The sequence below is a fragment of the Pseudomonas sp. 91RF genome, assembly GCF_003576265.1.
Taxonomy (GTDB): Bacteria; Pseudomonadota; Gammaproteobacteria; order Pseudomonadales; family Pseudomonadaceae; genus Aquipseudomonas; species Aquipseudomonas kribbensis.
Genome location: NZ_QWFC01000024.1, coordinates 243,610 through 261,573, shown reverse-complemented (window position 1 = coordinate 261,573; position 17,964 = coordinate 243,610). Strand labels below are relative to the sequence as shown.

Annotated in this window: 15 protein-coding genes; 10 read left to right on the top strand and 5 right to left on the bottom strand. The window is 61.0% G+C overall.

The window, feature by feature from the left end:
* Positions 1-68 precede the first annotated feature (68 nt).
* The 10 genes from DXT77_RS12430 (at position 69) to DXT77_RS12385 (ending at position 14,048) form a co-directional block, all read left to right on the top strand.
* On the top strand, positions 69-470 hold the full coding sequence (locus DXT77_RS12430) for an ACT domain-containing protein (RefSeq protein ID WP_119427807.1): 402 nt from the start codon (positions 69-71) through the stop codon (positions 468-470).
* Between the two features lie 5 nt (positions 471-475).
* Positions 476-1,078: a LysE/ArgO family amino acid transporter gene (locus DXT77_RS12425; protein ID WP_119427806.1), complete on the top strand. Its 603-nt coding sequence runs from the start codon at positions 476-478 to the stop codon at positions 1,076-1,078.
* 176 nt (positions 1,079-1,254) lie between these two features.
* Positions 1,255-1,851, top strand: coding sequence for a superoxide dismutase (locus DXT77_RS12420; protein ID WP_016773431.1), 597 nt, complete (start codon positions 1,255-1,257; stop codon positions 1,849-1,851).
* Between the two features lie 355 nt (positions 1,852-2,206).
* Positions 2,207-4,258, top strand: coding sequence for a bifunctional diguanylate cyclase/phosphodiesterase (locus tag DXT77_RS12415; protein ID WP_085709556.1), 2,052 nt, complete (start codon positions 2,207-2,209; stop codon positions 4,256-4,258).
* A 192-nt stretch (positions 4,259-4,450) separates the two neighbouring features.
* Complete coding sequence (locus DXT77_RS12410; RefSeq protein ID WP_085709555.1) at positions 4,451-5,794, top strand: imelysin family protein; 1,344 nt, start codon at positions 4,451-4,453, stop codon at positions 5,792-5,794.
* A 277-nt stretch (positions 5,795-6,071) separates the two neighbouring features.
* Positions 6,072-7,499 carry a di-heme oxidoredictase family protein gene (locus tag DXT77_RS12405; RefSeq protein WP_119427805.1) on the top strand — a complete coding sequence of 476 codons (1,428 nt, stop codon included), beginning with the start codon at positions 6,072-6,074 and terminating at the stop codon, positions 7,497-7,499.
* A gap of 26 nt (positions 7,500-7,525) precedes the next feature.
* Positions 7,526-8,590: an imelysin family protein gene (locus DXT77_RS12400; RefSeq protein WP_119427804.1), complete on the top strand. Its 1,065-nt coding sequence runs from the start codon at positions 7,526-7,528 to the stop codon at positions 8,588-8,590.
* A gap of 14 nt (positions 8,591-8,604) precedes the next feature.
* Entirely contained in the window at positions 8,605-9,705 is a 1,101-nt protein-coding gene (locus DXT77_RS12395) for a DUF1513 domain-containing protein (RefSeq protein ID WP_119427803.1), read from the top strand.
* A gap of 145 nt (positions 9,706-9,850) precedes the next feature.
* Positions 9,851-10,999 carry an efflux RND transporter periplasmic adaptor subunit gene (locus DXT77_RS12390; RefSeq protein ID WP_119427802.1) on the top strand — a complete coding sequence of 383 codons (1,149 nt, stop codon included), beginning with the start codon at positions 9,851-9,853 and terminating at the stop codon, positions 10,997-10,999.
* 13 nt (positions 11,000-11,012) lie between these two features.
* On the top strand, positions 11,013-14,048 hold the full coding sequence (locus DXT77_RS12385; protein ID WP_119427801.1) for a multidrug efflux RND transporter permease subunit: 3,036 nt from the start codon (positions 11,013-11,015) through the stop codon (positions 14,046-14,048).
* 67 nt (positions 14,049-14,115) lie between these two features.
* Here DXT77_RS12385 and DXT77_RS12380 read toward each other — a convergent pair whose 3' ends face one another.
* From DXT77_RS12380 to colR, 5 genes are all read right to left on the bottom strand, one after another.
* Positions 14,116-14,343, bottom strand: a complete 228-nt coding sequence (locus DXT77_RS12380; protein WP_114885184.1) for a hypothetical protein — start codon at positions 14,341-14,343, stop codon at positions 14,116-14,118.
* Positions 14,344-14,345: 2 nt separating this feature from the next.
* Positions 14,346-15,059: a lipopolysaccharide kinase InaA family protein gene (locus tag DXT77_RS12375; RefSeq protein ID WP_119427800.1), complete on the bottom strand. Its 714-nt coding sequence runs from the start codon at positions 15,057-15,059 to the stop codon at positions 14,346-14,348.
* Between the two features lie 4 nt (positions 15,060-15,063).
* Positions 15,064-15,732 carry a class I SAM-dependent methyltransferase gene (locus tag DXT77_RS12370; RefSeq protein ID WP_119427947.1) on the bottom strand — a complete coding sequence of 223 codons (669 nt, stop codon included), beginning with the start codon at positions 15,730-15,732 and terminating at the stop codon, positions 15,064-15,066.
* 124 nt (positions 15,733-15,856) lie between these two features.
* Entirely contained in the window at positions 15,857-17,167 is a 1,311-nt protein-coding gene (locus DXT77_RS12365; protein WP_119427799.1) for a HAMP domain-containing sensor histidine kinase, read from the bottom strand.
* Positions 17,157-17,840: a two-component system response regulator ColR gene (colR, locus tag DXT77_RS12360; RefSeq protein WP_085709546.1), complete on the bottom strand. Its 684-nt coding sequence runs from the start codon at positions 17,838-17,840 to the stop codon at positions 17,157-17,159. Before colR ends, DXT77_RS12365 begins: the two co-directional genes overlap by 11 nt.
* Positions 17,841-17,964: the final 124 nt, after the last annotated feature.

Below are 17,964 nucleotides of genomic sequence, written 5' to 3'. Positions count from 1 at the left end.
TTGGTTTTTCTTATACAGCGTCTGCCCGGAGAATAGCCAGCAAGCACTCTTTATCAAGGACCACCCCCATGGCTGGCGAAACCTCGTTGACCACCCTGCTGCGCAGCATGAGCCCGCAGCTCAATGCCGGCGAATACGTGTTCTGCACCTTGCGCGACGGGCAGTTGCCGAGCGGTCTGGAAGTTGTCGGAAGTTTCCGTGAACAGGAAGGCCTGACGGTGATTCTCGAGCGTTCCCACGCCGAACGCGCCGGTTTCAGCTTCGACTATGTCGCGGCCTGGGTCACCTTGAACGTGCACTCGGCGCTGGAAGCCGTCGGCCTGACCGCCGCATTCGCCACTGCACTGGGCAAGGCCGGTATCAGTTGCAACGTGATTGCCGGCTATTACCACGACCATCTGTTCGTCGGTCAGGCCGACGCTGACCGCGCCATGCAAGTGCTGCGCGATCTCGCAGCCAACGCGGAGTAATTGTCATGTGGCAAAGCTATACCAACGGCCTGCTGGTGGCCTTCGGGCTGATCATGGCGATCGGCACCCAGAATGCTTTTGTACTGGCCCAGAGCCTGCGGCGTGAACATCACCTGCCAGTCGCTGCGCTTTGCGTTGCCTGCGATGCATTGCTAGTGGCGGCGGGTGTATTCGGACTGGCCACGGTACTGGCGCAGAATCCGACATTGCTGGCGGTTGCCCGCTGGGGCGGTGCGGTGTTCCTGATCTGGTACGGCAGCCAGGCGTTGCGCCGGGCGTTCTCGAAACAGAGTCTGCAACAAGGTGAAAACCAGACTGTGCGTTCATTGCGGGCGGTGATGCTCAGCGCACTCGCGGTGACCTTGCTCAACCCGCATGTCTATCTGGACACCGTGCTGCTGATCGGCTCTCTCGGTGCGCAACAGTCAGTGCCCGGCGCTTATGTCGTGGGCGCGGCGAGTGCTTCGCTGCTGTGGTTTTTCACTCTGGCGTTCGGCGCCGCATGGCTGGCACCGTGGCTGGCGCGGCCGGGGACCTGGCGAATTCTCGATCTGTTGGTGGCGGCGATGATGTTCACGGTAGCCGGGCAATTGATATTGGCTTCGTGATTTATTCCAAAAGGCTCTGGAACCTCTATCCCACACAGTTGTTGCGTGGTTATGCCGCACCCCCGGTGCTATGATCCGAACCCTGCGCCGCAAAGAGTAAAAACTCGCCGGTGCATTTCTGGCCGCCCGTGATCGGCCTTGCGCTCACCGCAACAGACCTGATTAGGAGAATCATCATGGCTTTCGAATTGCCGCCGCTGCCTTACGCACACGATGCCCTGCAGCCGCACATTTCCAAGGAAACCCTGGAATTCCACCACGACAAGCACCACAACACCTACGTCGTGAACCTGAACAACCTGGTGCCAGGCACCGAGTTCGAAGGCAAGACCCTGGAAGAGATCGTCAAGACTTCCTCGGGCGGCATCTTCAACAACGCCGCTCAGGTCTGGAACCACACCTTCTACTGGAACTGCCTGGCGCCAAACGCCGGCGGTCAACCAACCGGCGCACTGGCTGATGCCATCAACGCGGCGTTCGGTTCGTTCGACAAGTTCAAGGAAGAGTTCAGCAAAACCTCGATCGGCACCTTCGGTTCCGGCTGGGGCTGGCTGGTGAAAAAGGCTGACGGTTCCCTGGCCCTGGCCAGCACCATCGGCGCCGGCAACCCGCTGACCAGCGGCGACACCCCGCTGCTGACCTGCGACGTCTGGGAACACGCTTACTACATCGACTACCGTAACCTGCGTCCAAAGTACGTCGAGGCGTTCTGGAACCTGGTCAACTGGAAGTTCGTGGCCGAGCAGTTCGAAGGCAAGACCTTCACCGCTTAAGCTGCGCGCCAGACAAAAAACCCGGCTATTGCCGGGTTTTTTTATATCTGTGCAATCAGGTCGGCGGACACCGTCACAAACAAGGCCATTTCCCACACGCAAAGCAGCCCTTGCTCCCTTGCTCCCAAGCCACAGCGGACTAACATCAAACAGAGGAAAAATTGTCTGACGCCCCTCAAGTTGGAGAGCAAAACTACCGACACAGTACAATCAGGGCCAATACTCCAGGCAGCCGCATTTCGGCCAAGGCCACGGACAAACTTTCCGCGGTTCGATTGTCCCTTTGACTGCCAACACGGGATTGCCAATACTCATGGCAACTTGACGCTACCCGCACGGAACAAGGAATAACCCTTTGAAGCTGGAACTCAAGAACAGCTTGTCGGTGAAGTTGCTCCGGGTCGTGCTCCTGTCGGCATTGATCGTCGGCGTGGTCTTGAGCTGCGCGCAGATTGTCTTCGATGCCTATAAAACACGTCAGGCCGTCGCCGGTGATGCCGAACGTATCCTCGACATGTTCCGTGATCCCTCCACTCAGGCGGTCTACAGTCTGGACCGGGAAATGGGCATGCAGGTGATCGAAGGCCTGTTCCAGGACGACGCCGTGCGCCAGGCTTCCATCGGGCATCCCAACGAAGCGATGCTCGCGCAGAAATCCCGTGAATTGCAGCAATCCAGCAGCCGCTGGCTGACCGACCTGATCCTCGGCCAGGAACGAACCTTCACCACCCAACTGGTGGGGCGCGGTCCCTACAGCGAATATTACGGCGACCTGAGCATCACCCTCGACACCGCCACCTACGGCCAGGGTTTCATCGTCAGTTCGGTGATCATCTTCATTTCCGGCGTGTTGCGCGCCCTGGCCATGGGCCTTGTGCTGTATCTGGTCTATCACTGGCTGCTGACCAAGCCGCTGTCGCGGATCATCGAGCACCTCACCGAAATCAACCCGGACCGCCCCAGCGAACACAAGATTCCGCAGCTCAAGGGTCACGAGAAAAACGAACTCGGGATCTGGATCAACACCGCCAACCAGTTGCTCGAATCCATCGAACGCAACACCCATCTGCGCCACGAAGCGGAAAACAGCCTGCTGCGCATGGCCCAGTACGACTTCCTCACCGGTCTGCCGAACCGCCAGCAGTTGCAGCAGCAACTGGACAAGATCCTGGTGGACGCCGGCAAGCTGCAGCGCCGGGTCGCGGTGTTGTGCGTCGGGCTGGATGATTTCAAAGGCATCAACGAACAGTTCAGCTACCAGACCGGCGACCAGTTGCTGCTGGCCCTGGCGGATCGCCTGCGCGCCCACAGCGGCCGCCTCGGCGCCCTCGCCCGACTGGGTGGCGACCAGTTCGCCCTGGTGCAGGCCGACATCGAACAGCCTTACGAAGCGGCGGAACTGGCGCAAAGCATCCTCGACGATCTGGAAGCCCCGTTCGCCCTTGATCATCAGGAAATCCGCCTGCGCGCCACCATCGGCATCACCCTGTTTCCGGAGGACGGCGACAGCACCGAGAAGCTGTTGCAGAAAGCCGAGCAGACCATGACCCTGGCCAAGACCCGCTCGCGCAACCGCTATCAGTTCTATATCGCCAGCGTCGACAGCGAGATGCGCCGCCGTCGCGAGCTGGAAAAAGATTTGCGCGATGCCCTGCTGCGGGATCAGTTCTACCTCGTCTACCAGCCACAGATCAGCTACCGCGATCACCGCGTGGTCGGCGTCGAGGCGCTGATTCGCTGGCAACATCCGGAGCACGGCTTGGTGCCGCCGGACCTGTTCATTCCGCTGGCCGAACAGAACGGCACAATCATCGCCATCGGCGAGTGGGTGCTGGATCAGGCCTGCAAGCAACTGCGCGAATGGCACGATCAGGGCTTCGTCGACCTGCGCATGGCAGTCAATCTGTCCACCGTGCAACTGCACCACGCCGAATTGCCTCGGGTGGTCAACAACCTGTTGCAGATGTACCGCCTGCCACCGCGCAGCCTGGAACTGGAAGTCACCGAAACCGGCCTGATGGAAGACATCAGCACCGCCGCCCAGCACTTGCTGAGCCTGCGCCGCTCCGGCGCACTGATCGCCATCGACGACTTCGGCACCGGCTACTCCTCGCTGAGTTATCTCAAGAGTCTGCCGCTGGACAAGATCAAGATCGACAAGAGCTTCGTCCAGGACCTGCTGGATGACGACGATGACGCGACCATCGTTCGCGCCATCATTCAACTGGGCAAGAGCCTGGGCATGCAGGTGATCGCCGAAGGCGTGGAAACCGCCGAGCAGGAGACCTACATCATCTCCGAAGGCTGCCACGAAGGTCAGGGCTATCACTACAGCAAGCCGCTGCCGGCGCGGGAACTGAGCGTGTACCTCAAGCAGGCGCAACGCAGCAACGCCGCCATTCTCTGAAAGCTCCGGCACAGGACTCCCCGCCACCGATACCGGGAAGAACCCACGCCGTTGATCCAGCGCAACCCCTGCGCAAACAGGAAATATTTCCAGCTACAACCCTTTACACATAATGCGAAAGATTTGCATTATGTCGCAGCTTTTGCGCACCCCCGCGCCTGTCCACTCAATTACCGAAGCAGGATGTTCGCCATGATTCGTATGCCTCTGGCTACCGCCAGTCTGCTGGCCATCGCCATTTCCCTCGCCGGTTGCGGCGAAGGTAAAGACAAGGCCGCCGCTCCAGCTGCGCCGACGCCAGCCGCCAGCACTGCCGCACCGGCGACGCCTGCCGCTGCCGGTAAAGTCGACGAAGCCGCTGCCAAGGCTGTGGTCGCGCACTACGCCGACATGGTCTTCGCCGTCTACAGCGATGCCGAATCCACCGCGAAAACCCTGCAGACCACCATCGACGCGTTCCTTGCCAAACCGAATGCCGAGACACTGAAGGCCGCCCGTGAAGCCTGGATCGCCGCCCGCGTTCCTTACCTGCAGAGCGAAGTGTTCCGCTTCGGCAACACCATCATCGACGACTGGGAAGGTCAGGTTAACTCCTGGCCGCTGGACGAAGGTCTGATCGACTACGTCGACAAATCCTACGAACACGCACTGGGCAACCCGGGCGCCACCGCCAACATCATCGCCAACACCGAAGTACAGGTCGGCGAAGACAAGGTCGACGTCAAGGACATCACCCCGGAAAAACTCGCCAGTCTGAACGAGCTGGGCGGTTCCGAAGCCAACGTTGCCACCGGCTACCACGCCATCGAATTCCTGCTCTGGGGCCAGGACCTGAACGGCACCGGCCCTGGCGCCGGCAACCGTCCGGCGTCGGACTACCTGGAAGGCGCCGGCGCCACCGGCGGTCACAACGATCGTCGTCGTGCCTACCTGAAAGCGGTGACCCAACTGCTGGTCAGCGACCTGGAAGAAATGGTCGGCAACTGGAAGCCGAACGTGGCCGACAACTATCGCGCCACCCTGGAAGCCGAACCGGCTGAAAGCGGCCTGCGCAAAATGCTGTTCGGCATGGGCAGCCTGTCCCTGGGCGAGCTGGCCGGCGAGCGCATGAAGGTGTCCCTGGAAGCGAACTCCCCGGAAGACGAACAGGACTGCTTCAGCGACAACACCCACAACTCGCACTTCTACGATGCCAAAGGCATTCGTAACGTCTACCTGGGCGAGTACACCCGCGTCGACGGCACCAAGATGACCGGCGCCAGCCTGTCGTCGCTGGTGGCCAAGGTTGACCCGGCTGCCGACACCGCCCTGAAAAACGATCTGGCCGCTACCGAAGCCAAGATCCAGGTCATGGTCGATCACGCCAACAAGGGTGAGCACTACGACCAGTTGATCGCTGCCGGCAACACCGCCGGTAACCAGATCGTCCGTGACGCCATTGCCTCGCTGGTCAAGCAGACCGGTTCGATCGAAGCGGCTGCCGGCAAACTGGGCATCAGCGACCTGAACCCGGACAACGCCGACCACGAGTTCTGATCACAGCGTCCGCGTTAAAAAAGGCGACCTTCGGGTCGCCTTTTTTATTCCTGCCATACACAAAACCTGTGGGAGCGAGCCTGCTCGCGATGGCAATTTCTGCGCCAGCACTTTCGCTGAGACGAACGCCGTTATCGCTAGCAGGCTAGCTCCCACAGGTTTTTGCCGTGATCCTTCACAATTGCTCCACATCAAGCAAACGATAATTCCTCTTATTCAAACCCCCTCGCCCTGTTAGACTTTGCGCCTTTATTTTCGCCCGTCCGCAGGAAGTCTGATGCCGTCGCTGCCTCTTCGCTTGTCCGCACTGTTTCTGGCCCTTGGCCTGAGTGCCTGCGATGACGCCCCGCGTTTCACCAAGGCCGAGCCCGGCGAAGCCCGCTCCGGCGGCGCCGCGACCGTGCGCAAGACGGATCAGAATGCGTTCTCCCTGCCCTCGGCCAACCTGCCACCTTCGCGTCGGGTGGATTTCAGCGTCGGCAACAGTTTCTTTCGCAGCCCCTGGGTGATCGCGCCGTCGACCACCACCGCCCGCGATGGCCTCGGCCCGCTGTTCAACACCAACGCCTGCCAGGGTTGCCACATCAAGGACGGTCGCGGACATCCGCCACCTCCGGATGCGCCAAACGCCGTATCGATGCTGGTGCGTCTGTCGATTCCCGATGCGCCGCAGTACGCCAGATTGATCGAGCAGGTCGGCGTGGTGCCGGAGCCGGTCTACGGCGGGCAGTTCCAGGACATGGCCGTGCCTGGCGTCGCGCCGGAAGGCAAGGTGCGGGTCGAATACACGTCAGTGCCGGTGCGCTTCAAGGACGGCACCGAAGTCGAGCTGCGCAAACCGGTGTTGCAGTTCTCTCAGCTTGGCTACGGGCCGATGCACCCCGACACACGTTTCTCCGCACGGGTTGCGCCACCGATGATCGGTCTGGGTCTGCTCGAAGCGATCCCCGAAGAAGCCATCATCGCCAACGCCGCCGCGCAGGCCAAAGAGAAAAACGGCATCAACGGCCGGCCCAACCGGGTCTGGGATGACGCACAGCAAAAGACCGTGATGGGCCGATTTGGCTGGAAAGCCGGGCAACCGAACCTCAATCAACAAAATGTTCACGCGTTTTCTGGTGATATGGGCCTCACCACAAGCCTGAGACCGTTTGATGACTGCACCGACGCGCAAATCGCCTGCAAACAGGCGCCCAATGGCAACGGCCCGGACGGCGAACCTGAAGTCAGCGACAACATCCTGCGCCTGGTGCTGTTCTACACCCGCAACCTCGCCGTTCCCGCACGCCGTGGCGTCAATGATGCTCAGGTGCTGGCCGGCAAGAACCTGTTCTTCCAGGCTGGCTGCCAGTCCTGTCACACGCCGAAATACACCACCGCCGCCAACGCGGCCGAACCTGAACTGGCCAATCAAGTGATTCGCCCGTACAGCGATCTGCTGCTGCATGACATGGGCGAAGGCCTGGCCGACAACCGCAGCGAATTCCAGGCCAGCGGCCGCGACTGGCGCACGCCGCCGTTGTGGGGCATCGGCCTGACACAGGCGGTCAGCGGTCACACCCAGTTCCTGCACGACGGCCGCGCCCGCAACCTGCTCGAAGCCGTGCTCTGGCATGGCGGCGAAGCCCGGGCGGCACAGCAACAGGTTTTGTCTTTCAATGCCGAGCAGCGTGCCGCGCTGCTGGCGTTCTTGAACTCACTTTAAACACTTAAAAGAATCGGGAGCCCGACATGTTCCGTCCCAAGCTGTTGTTCACCAGCCTTGCCGCACTGGCCCTCGGCGCCTGCTCACCGCAGGATCCGCAAGCCGTCACCTCGGCCGCCATCGCCAAATCGGTGATCCTGCCGACCTACACCCGCTGGGTCGAAGCTGACCGGCAACTGGCCGTCAGCGCTCTCGCCTACTGCCAGGGCAAGGAAAACCTGGAAACCGCCCGCGCCGACTTCCTGCACGCGCAGAAGGCCTGGGCCGAACTGCAACCGCTGCTGATCGGCCCGCTGTCCGAGGGCAACCGCTCGTGGCAGGTGCAGTTCTGGCCGGACAAGAAAAACCTCGTTGGCCGTCAGGTCGAGCAACTGGTCACCGCCCAGCCGCAGATCGACGCCGCCGCCCTGGCCAAATCCAGCGTCGTGGTGCAAGGCCTGTCGGCCTACGAATACATCCTGTTCGACGCCAAGCCTGACGTGGCCAACGACGAACAGAAAGCCAAATACTGCCCGTTGCTGGTCGCCATCGGCGAACGCCAGAAACAACTGGCCGAAGAGATTCTGAGCAACTGGAACAACACCGACGGCATGCTCGCGCAGATGAGCAAGTTCCCCAACCAGCGCTACGCCGATTCCCACGAAGCGATCGCCGATCTGCTGCGGGTACAGGTCACCGCCCTCGACACCCTGAAGAAAAAACTCGGCACCCCGATGGGCCGTCAGAGCAAAGGCGTGCCGCAACCGTTCCAGGCCGATGCATGGCGCAGCCAGTCGTCGCTGACGGCGATGGAAGCCAGCCTCACCGCTGCCAAAACCGTCTGGGAAGGCGTCGACAACAAAGGCCTGCGCGGCTTGCTGCCGGCCGAACAGAAACCGCTGGCGGACAAGATCGACGCGGCGTACGCGGCTTCGCTCAAGCTGTTCGGCAGCACTCAGCGCTCGCTGACCGAAATGCTCGAAGACGACGCCGGTCGCCAGCAGCTCAACGACATCTACGACAGCCTCAACGTCGTCCATCGCCTGCACGAAGGCGAACTGGCCAAGGCGCTGGGCATTCAACTGGGCTTCAACGCCAACGACGGTGACTGATGAGGGCAAGTGCCATGCTGCGACGCCAGGCTCTGACTTTAGGTAGTTTGCTGCTGGGAGCAGTGACACTGGGCGGCTGGACGCTGTTCAAGCGCAAGGATCAGAGCCCGCTGCTGCTGTCGGCGCGGGACGATACCGACGGCAAGCACTACGCCGTCGGTTATCGGCTGGACGGCACCCGGGTGTTCGCCACCGAAGTGGGTCAGCGCTGCCACGACATCATCAATCACCCGACGCTGCCGATCGCGCTGTTCGTCGCCCGGCGTCCGGGCACGGAGAGCTACCTGATCGACTTGCGCGACGGTGCGTTGCTGCAGACCGTGACCTCGCAGCCGAACCGGCATTTCTACGGCCACGCGGTGATCCACCACAGCGGCGATTACCTGTACGCCACCGAGAACGACACCACCGATCCGGGCCGCGGCCTGCTCGGGGTGTACAAGTTCGAAGGCGAACGGCTGGTGCACAGCGGGGAGATTTCCACCCACGGTCTCGGCCCGCATCAAGTGTCATGGATGCCCGACGGCGAAACCCTGGTGGTGGCCAACGGCGGAATCCGCACCGAGGCCGAAAGCCGGGTCGACATGAACCTCGACGCCATGGAACCGAGCCTGGTGCTGATGCAACGCGACGGCACCCTGCTGAGCAAGGAAACCCTCGCCCAGCAGATGAACAGCGTGCGGCACCTGGGCATCGCCAGCGATGGCACCATCGTCGCCGGCCAGCAATTCATGGGACCTTCCCAGGAGCGCTCCGAACTGCTGGCGATCAAGCGTCCGGGCCAGCCGTTCGTGGCGTTCCCGGTGCCGGATCATCAGTTGCAGTCGATGGGGCACTACACCGCCAGCGTCGCCGTGCACAGCGAACTGCGTCTGGTGGCACTGACCGCACCGCGTGGCAACCGCTTCTTCATCTGGGATCTGGACAGCGGCGAAGTGCGCCTCGATGCGCCGTTGCCCGACTGCGCCGGTGTCGGAGCGGTGAAGGACGGCTTTGTCGTGACTTCGGGGCAAGGACGTTGCCGCTACTACGATTGTCGCCAGGATGAACTGCTGGCCAAACCGCTGGATCTGCCCGCAGGGCTCTGGGACAACCATCTGCACCTGATGGCCTGAAAATCGCCGCCGACCGTCCGGTCGGCGGTGCTCCCCTCCTCCACCTCATCCCCTCATACCTGTAAAAACTGGCAGTTGGAATCCCTGCCGGAGTCGGGGTAATGTGCCCGCCTGTCTCGCCTGATTTTCTCCAAGGAACTGGAATATGCTGCGTCGCCGCATGCTGATCATGTTGGGTGTTGTACTGCTGATCGTTCTGCTTCTCGCCGGTTACAAGGCGTTCTCGATCTACACCATGATCCAGGGCTTTGCCAAACCGAAACCGCCGATCAGTGTCGCCGTGGCCACAGCCGCCGAGCGCCCGTGGCAGATGCGCCTGCCCACCGTCGGCACGCTCAAGGCGCTGCAGGGTGTCGAGCTGAGCCTGGAAGTCGCCGGTACCGTCACAGAACTGAAATTCGAATCAGGTCAGAAGGTCAAGGCCGGGCAACCGTTGCTGCAACTCGACAGCGCCGTCGAATCCGCCTTGCTGGAAACCGCCAAGGCCGACCTCGGCCTGGCGCAACTGGACTTCGGCCGTGGCAGCCAGTTGGTGGGCAGCAGCGCGATTTCCAAGGGCGAATTCGACCGACTGTCGGCGGTGTTGCAAAAGAACCGCGCCACGGTCAATCAGCTCAATGCGTCGCTGGCGAAAAAACGTATCGTCGCACCGTTCAGCGGCACCATCGGCATTCGTCAGGTGGACGTCGGCGACTACCTCGCCAGCGGCACGAAAATCGCCACCCTGCAGGATCTGAGCAGCCTCTACGCCGACTTCTATGTGCCCGAACAATCAGTGCCGAAACTGGCCATCGGCCAACCGGTGCAGATTTCGGTAGCCGCGTATCCCGGCCTGAATTTTCCCGGCGCCATCAGTGCGATCAACCCGATTGTCGAAAGCACTACCCGCAACATTCTGGTTCGCGCGACGCTGGCCAACCCCGATGGCAAGTTGTTGCCCGGCATGTTCGCCAGCCTTGAAGTGCTGCTGCCGGATCCGCAGAAACACATCGTCGTACCGGAAAGCGCGATTACCTACACCCTTTATGGCAACTCGATCTACGTGGTCGGGCAGAAGAAAGCCGAGGACGGCAGCCTCGAAAAAGACGACAAGGGCCAGCCGGTGCTGATCGCCGAGCGCCGTTTCATTGAAACCGGTGAGCGCCGCGAGGGCCTGGTGATGATCAACAAGGGCGTACAGAGCGGCGAGCAAGTGGTGACGGCCGGCCAGATCAAACTGGACAACGGCGCCCACATCGCCATCAGCGAAGACAAGACCCTCGGCGAGCCGAACAGTCCGCGCCGCGCCGACTGATCAAGGAATCCTCATGGCCTTTACCGATCCGTTCATTCGCCGTCCGGTGCTCGCCACCGTGGTCAGCCTGCTGATTGTGCTGCTGGGCTTCCAGGCCTGGAGCAAGCTGCCGTTGCGCCAGTATCCGCAGATGGAAAACGCCCTGATCACGGTGACTACCGCCTATCCCGGAGCCAACGCCGAAACCATCCAGGGTTACATCACCCAGCCGATGCAACAGAGCCTGGCGAGTGCCGAGGGTATCGACTACATGACCTCGGTCAGTCGCCAGAACTTCTCGGTGATTTCGATCTATGCGCGCATCGGTTCCAACAGCGACCGTCTGTTCACCGAACTGCTGGCCAAGGCCAACGAGGTGAAGAACAAACTGCCGCAGGATGCCGAAGACCCGGTGCTGAGCAAGGAATCCGCCGATGCCTCGGCGCTGATGTACATCAGCTTCTTCAGCAAGGAATTGAGCAACCCGCAGATCACGGACTACCTGTCGCGGGTGATCCAGCCAAAACTGGCGACGCTGCCAGGCATGGCCGAAGCCGAGATTCTGGGTAACCAGGTGTTCGCCATGCGCCTGTGGATCGACCCGGTGAAGCTCGCCGGTTTCGGCCTCAGCGCCAGCGACGTGACCAATGCCGTGCGCCAGTACAACTTCCTCTCCGCTGCCGGTGAGGTGAAAGGCGAATACGTGGTCACCAGTATCAACGCCAACACCGAACTGAAATCTGCCGAAGCCTTTGGCAAGATTCCGCTGAAGGTCAACGGTGATAGCCGCGTGCTGCTGAGCGATGTGGCGCGGGTGGAAATGGGCGCGGAGAACTACAACTCCATCAGTTCCTTCGGCGGCACGCCCTCGGTGTACATCGGGATCAAGGCCACCCCCGGCGCCAACCCGCTGGACGTGATCAAGGAAGTGCGCAAGATCATGCCGGAGCTGGAAGCCCAGTTGCCGCCCAACCTCAAGAGCGAGATCGCCTACGACGCCACGCTGTTCATCCAGGCCTCCATCGACGAAGTGGTGAAAACCCTGTTCGAAGCCGTGCTGATCGTGATCGTGGTGGTGTTCCTGTTTCTCGGCGCCCTGCGTTCGGTGGTGATCCCGGTGGTCACCATTCCGCTGTCGATGATCGGCGTGATGTTCTTCATGCAGATGATGGGTTACTCGATCAACCTGCTGACCCTGCTGGCGATGGTGCTGGCCATCGGTCTGGTGGTGGACGATGCCATCGTGGTGGTGGAAAACATCCATCGGCATATCGAGGAAGGCAAGACCCCGCTGGAGGCCGCACTCGAAGGCGCCCGGGAAATCGCGATGCCGGTGGTGTCGATGACCATCACCCTGGCGGCGGTGTATGCGCCGATCGGTTTTCTCACCGGGCTGACCGGGGCCCTGTTCAAGGAGTTCGCGCTGACCCTCGCCGGGGCCGTGGTGATCTCCGGCATCGTCGCCCTGACGCTGTCGCCGATGATGTGCGCCCTGCTGCTGCGACACGAGGAAAACCCCAGCGGGCTCGCCCATCGCCTCGACCGGATCTTCGACAACCTCAAGCGACGCTACCAGAGCATGCTCCACGGCACGCTCAACACCCGGCCGGTGGTGCTGGTGTTCGCGGTGATCGTGCTGTGCCTGATTCCGGTGCTGCTCAAGTTCACCAAATCGGAACTGGCGCCGGACGAAGACCAGGGCATCATTTTCATGATGGCCAACGCGCCGCAACCGACCAACCTCGATTACCTGAACACCTATACCGAAGAATTCGTGAAGATCTTCAAGGAATTCCCGGAGTACTACTCCTCGTTCCAGATCAACGGCTACAACGGTGTGCAGAGCGGCATCGGCGGTTTCCTGCTCAAACCGTGGAACGAACGCAGCCGCACCCAGATGCAGATTCTTCCCGAGGTGCAGGGCAAGCTCGGCAGCATTCCGGGGCTGCAGATCTTCGGTTTCAACCTGCCCTCCCTGCCCGGCACGGGCGAGGGCCTGCCGTTCGAATTCGTGATCAACACGGCCAACGACTACGAGCTGTTGCTGCAGGTGGCTGACCGGATCAAGAAGCGCGCGATGGAGTCGGGCAAGTTCGCCTTCGTCGACCTTGACCTGGCCTTCGACAAACCGGAAGTGGTGGTCGATATCGACCGCGCCAAGGCGGCACAGATGGGCGTGTCGATGCAGGATCTGGGCGGTACCCTCGCGACCTTGCTGGGCGAAGCGGAGATCAACCGGTTCACCATCGAGGGCCGCAGCTACAAGGTGATCGCCCAGGTTGAACGGGCCTATCGCGACAACCCGGACTGGCTGAACAACTACTACGTGAAAAACACCCAGGGCGAGCTGTTGCCACTCTCGACCCTGATCACCGTGACCGACCGGGCACGACCGCGACAGCTCAACCAGTTCCAGCAACTCAACGCGGCGAAGCTGTCCGGATTCCCGCTGGTCAGCATGGGCGAAGCCATCGACAGCGTCGTGCAGATCGCCCGGGAAGAAGCCCCTGCCGGTTTTGCCTTCGATTACGGCGGTGCCTCACGGCAATTCGTTCAGGAAGGCAGTGCGCTGTGGGTAACTTTCGCCCTGGCACTGGCAATCATTTTCCTGGTGCTGGCGGCGCAGTTCGAGAGCTTCCGCGACCCGCTGGTGATTCTGGTGACCGTACCGTTGTCGATCTGCGGGGCGCTGATTCCGCTGTTCCTCGGCTGGTCGAGCATGAACATCTACACCCAGGTCGGGCTGGTGACGCTCATTGGTCTGATCAGCAAGCACGGGATCCTGATCGTCGAATTCGCCAACCAGTTGCGCAAGGAGAAAGGCCTGACGGCCCGCGAGGCCGTTGAAGAGGCGGCGGCGATTCGCTTGCGGCCGGTGCTGATGACCACTGCCGCGATGGTGTTCGGCATGGTGCCGCTGATCATCGCCAGTGGCGCGGGAGCAGTGAGCCGTTTCGATATCGGCACGGTGATTGCCACCGGGATGTCGATCGGGACCTTGTTTACGCTGTTCGTCCTGCCCTGTGTCTACACCGTGCTGGCCAAACCCGATCCCGCACCCGCCCCGTAACCGCCGTTTTCACACGCGCACAAAAAAGGCCTCGCATCTGCGAGGCCTTTGGCTCGTTTCAATCGATTCAACTCTGCGGCCTCATCCCTTGAGAAAGCCCGAACATGAACAGCAACAGATCATGGTCGGGTTTGGTTGCCACGGAGGCTTTCGCCACCCGCGGCATCGGACAATGGGCATCGCTGCTCGATGCCCCGATCACTTGCATGCGTGGCTGTTCCCAGGCCGCCACCGCCAAAGATGCAACTGCCAAGGCTCCTACCAGAAACAAACCTCGCGCAATTTCTAGTTTCATCGCTATAAACCCTTGATAGCGCTGCCAAACGCCGTCTCATAAAAATAGACGAGTTTTTTCCAGTCCGTAGGGCTGAACGACGAGTGGCGGCGCAATTGTTTCATGTCATGGGAGGCCGCACGGTAAGCGGTCAGGCGCTGACGGCATTTTTCCAGATCGATCAGGGCCACTTCGACCTTGGCCGAGTCGCCTTCACCGGTAACGCGGACAAAGACGTGCTTGATGTAAATGCAGCTGTGCTGCCAACGACCCTTGTGCATGCGGGCCAGGTTTTCGGCGAGATCCTTGAGCACGCGTTCATACACGGCTTCACCGTACTGCTCGCGGCCGCCTGCCGCTTCCCACTGTTCAAGTTCCTGGAAACCGTCCAGCGACTTGGTGACCAGCAAGGCCCGCCATTTGTGCTGCGGATCAGGCTGGGCCCCGCAAAAAACGATTTCCGGCACCCGGACGCCAAGTCTGGCTACGCCGGTCAGTGCATCCAGTTCACGCAATACGGTCGGCCGACCGAACGGATGCAACCAGCTGCGATAGATATGTCCTGTCTGGCGTTTGGCATACAGCAGTTGACCATCGCGCCCCACCACCCGCTGCACGCCACTTTCGCCACCACGACGCACGTTGGGTTCTTCCACCCACTCACCGCGCTGGTTCCAGTAGTAGTCAAAGCGATCCTGGGGAGCGACTCCCGTTTCTGCTGCAAATTGCACTGCCATCCTCTTACCTCTTGCGTAATACGTAAACTCGCCACATGGCATAGAGCGGAATGAAGTCCAGTTGTTCCTGGATTCTGAATCCTGCCTCTTCGAATTCCTTTTCGACCGTAGCGGCCGGTAACACAAACCGGTTCTGATAACCTTCCTGGCCGCGGCGTTTCTCGGCGCGCTTGCGTTTCCAGGCCTTGAAATTGCCGTCTACCCACAACGAAACGATCACACTGTCCCGGGTAACCCGTTCGAATTCCCGCAAAATCGTCCGCCGATGCTCGGCCTCGCCGATGTGATGCAGCAGACGCATGCAGAAAATGCTGTCCACGGAGTTGTCAGGCAACGCGATATCGAACGCCGAGGTGTGCAAGGGTCGTACCCGCTTCACCACATCCGCCGGCTGGGCCTGCATCGCCGTCTTGATCATCGACTCGGAATTGTCTGCCCCGATGATTACCCGATTGGGCTTTTCTGCCAGCAACGGCCAGAAACGTCCGGCACCGCACGGCAGATCCAGCACCAGTCCCGGTTCGCCAACCAGTGTCAGCGCCTTGCGGGCCAACTGCTGATCACGCCAGTTGGACAAACGACGCCCCAGACCATCCTGGTGCTTGCGCAGATACTTCTGCGCATGGTTGTCGTCGTACTTCTCGGAAAAATCGAGTTTGATCGGGCCGGCCATCATCGGGACTCCTGAATTGCTGGTATCCCCACCTTATGCAGGGGCGTGTCAGCGTCAGGTCATCCCTTTGTGAAAAAAACGTCGCGTAAACCCACGAACTATTTCAAGGTTATACAGCATTTGTTCAGGTTGGCAGCTTTTTTGTGCCATTTGGGAGGGATTCCTGTTTGCCCAGATCTACCTCGAAACGGCAGCCATTGGGTTCCATCGTACTCAAAGTGACGCTCCAGCCCTGGTTTTCACAGATGCGCTGCACCAGTGACAACCCCAGTCCAAGGCCTTCTCCGCGTTTTTCGTTGCCGCGCACGAACGGTTTGAACATTTCCTCGCGCTTTTCCTCGGGAATGCCTACACCCGAGTCTTCGACCACAAAGCCGTTGTCGTTGAGCGTCAGCCGAATGAAACCTTGCTCGGTGTAGTGCAGGGCATTACGCAGCAGGTTACCCATCACGGCATTGAGCAGTGTGGCGTTATAAGGGGTGTCCGGCGGGTTGCCCGGCTCGAAAATCAGCTTCAGCCCCTTGGATTCGATCGGCTCGCGCCACACGCCCAACAGATTGTCCGCCACCTGACCGAGACTGTGCCGGGGCGCCGCCCCCGCATCTTCGCGCTGGGCACGGGCCAGCATCAGGAAGGTCTGCACCAGTTCGCGCATTTCTTCGCTGGCACGGGCAATACGCTCGACCTGGGCGCGGCCGCGCTGATCGATGCCAGGGTTTTCCAGCAGCAGTTCACAGGAGGTGGCCAGTACCATCAGCGGTGTGCGCAATTCGTGGCTGACGTCACTGGTAAACAACCGCTCACGGGTCAACGCCTGACGCAAACGCCCGAGCGTCGCATCGAAGGCCACCGCCAGTTCACCCACTTCGTCAGCGGCGTAGTCCGGCGCCAGCGGCGGTGCCAGCCCCAGCAACTGATCGCGATGACGCACCTGACGTGCCAGCCGGACCACCGGCGCCATCACCTTGCGCGCCAGGACCCAGCCGAGGAATACCGCCAGCGCCAGACTGAGCACGAAGCCCACCAGCACCACGGCAAACAGCACGCGTTCGCGCTCTTCGAAATCGCTTTGATCCTGCAGCAACACATAACGCCGACCGTCGACGATTTCGACCATCGCGTGATAGGACAGCTGTTCACGGAAGACTTCGTGGAACCCCGAATCCAGATGTCGCAGGTCCTTGGGCAACTCGAAGTCCCCCGGGCCGCCGCTGAAATAGAACAACTGATCCGGCTCCGGCCGATGGCTCCAGTCCGAAACGTTGTCCATCAGCAACAGGCGCTGCAAGTCGCCGCCCAGTCCGGCAGAAATCAGTTTCTCTTCCACCAGGTGCACGGTCGCAACGATGCCCATGGCGAAGGCCCCTGCCACCAGTGCGCTCATCAGCGCAAAAGCGATGATGATCCGCTGGGCAAGGCTCTGCTTAAACTCCATCGCGGCCCTCGGCCAAGCGATAACCCACGCCGTGCACGGTGTGCAGCAATGGTTTGGCGAACGGTTTGTCGATCACCTGACGCAATTGGTGGACGTGGCTGCGCAGGCTGTCGCTGTCCGGGCAATCGTCGCCCCACAGGGCTTCTTCGAGAATTTCCCGACGCAGGACGTGCGGGCTCTTCTGCATCAGTACCGCGAGCAGTTTCAGCCCGACCGGGTTGAGCTTGAGCAACTTGCCTTCGCGGGTCACCTCCAGTGTGTCGAGGTCGTAGCTCAGGTCGCCGACCTGCAAAGAGCGACGACCGCCGCCCTGGGTCCGGCGCATCACCGCCTCGATTCGCGCCGCCAGTTCCGACAGTGCGAAGGGCTTGACCAGGTAATCGTCAGCCCCGGACTTGAAGCCCTGCAAGCGATCATCGAGCTGATCGCGGGCGGTGAGCATGATCACCGGCGTGTCGCGACGGGCATCTTCACGCAGGCGTTTGCACAGGGTGTAGCCGTCGATGCCCGGCAACATGATGTCGAGCACGATCAGGTCATAGTGCTCGGTGGCTGCCAGATGCAGGCCCGACAGACCGTCCTGGGCGCAATCGACGGTATAGCCTTTCAGGCCCAGGTAATCGGCCAGGTTGGCCAGGATATCGCGGTTGTCTTCGACCAATAGAATTCGCATGGGCACCTCTTCCGTACACAGTAACGGCCGTCATGGCCCGCGCAGCTTAAGGCCTGTTTCGGCTTAGGGCCAGCGCTGGTGCCCCGGCGGATGAAATTGCCCGGACGAAATAAATCTTTAACAA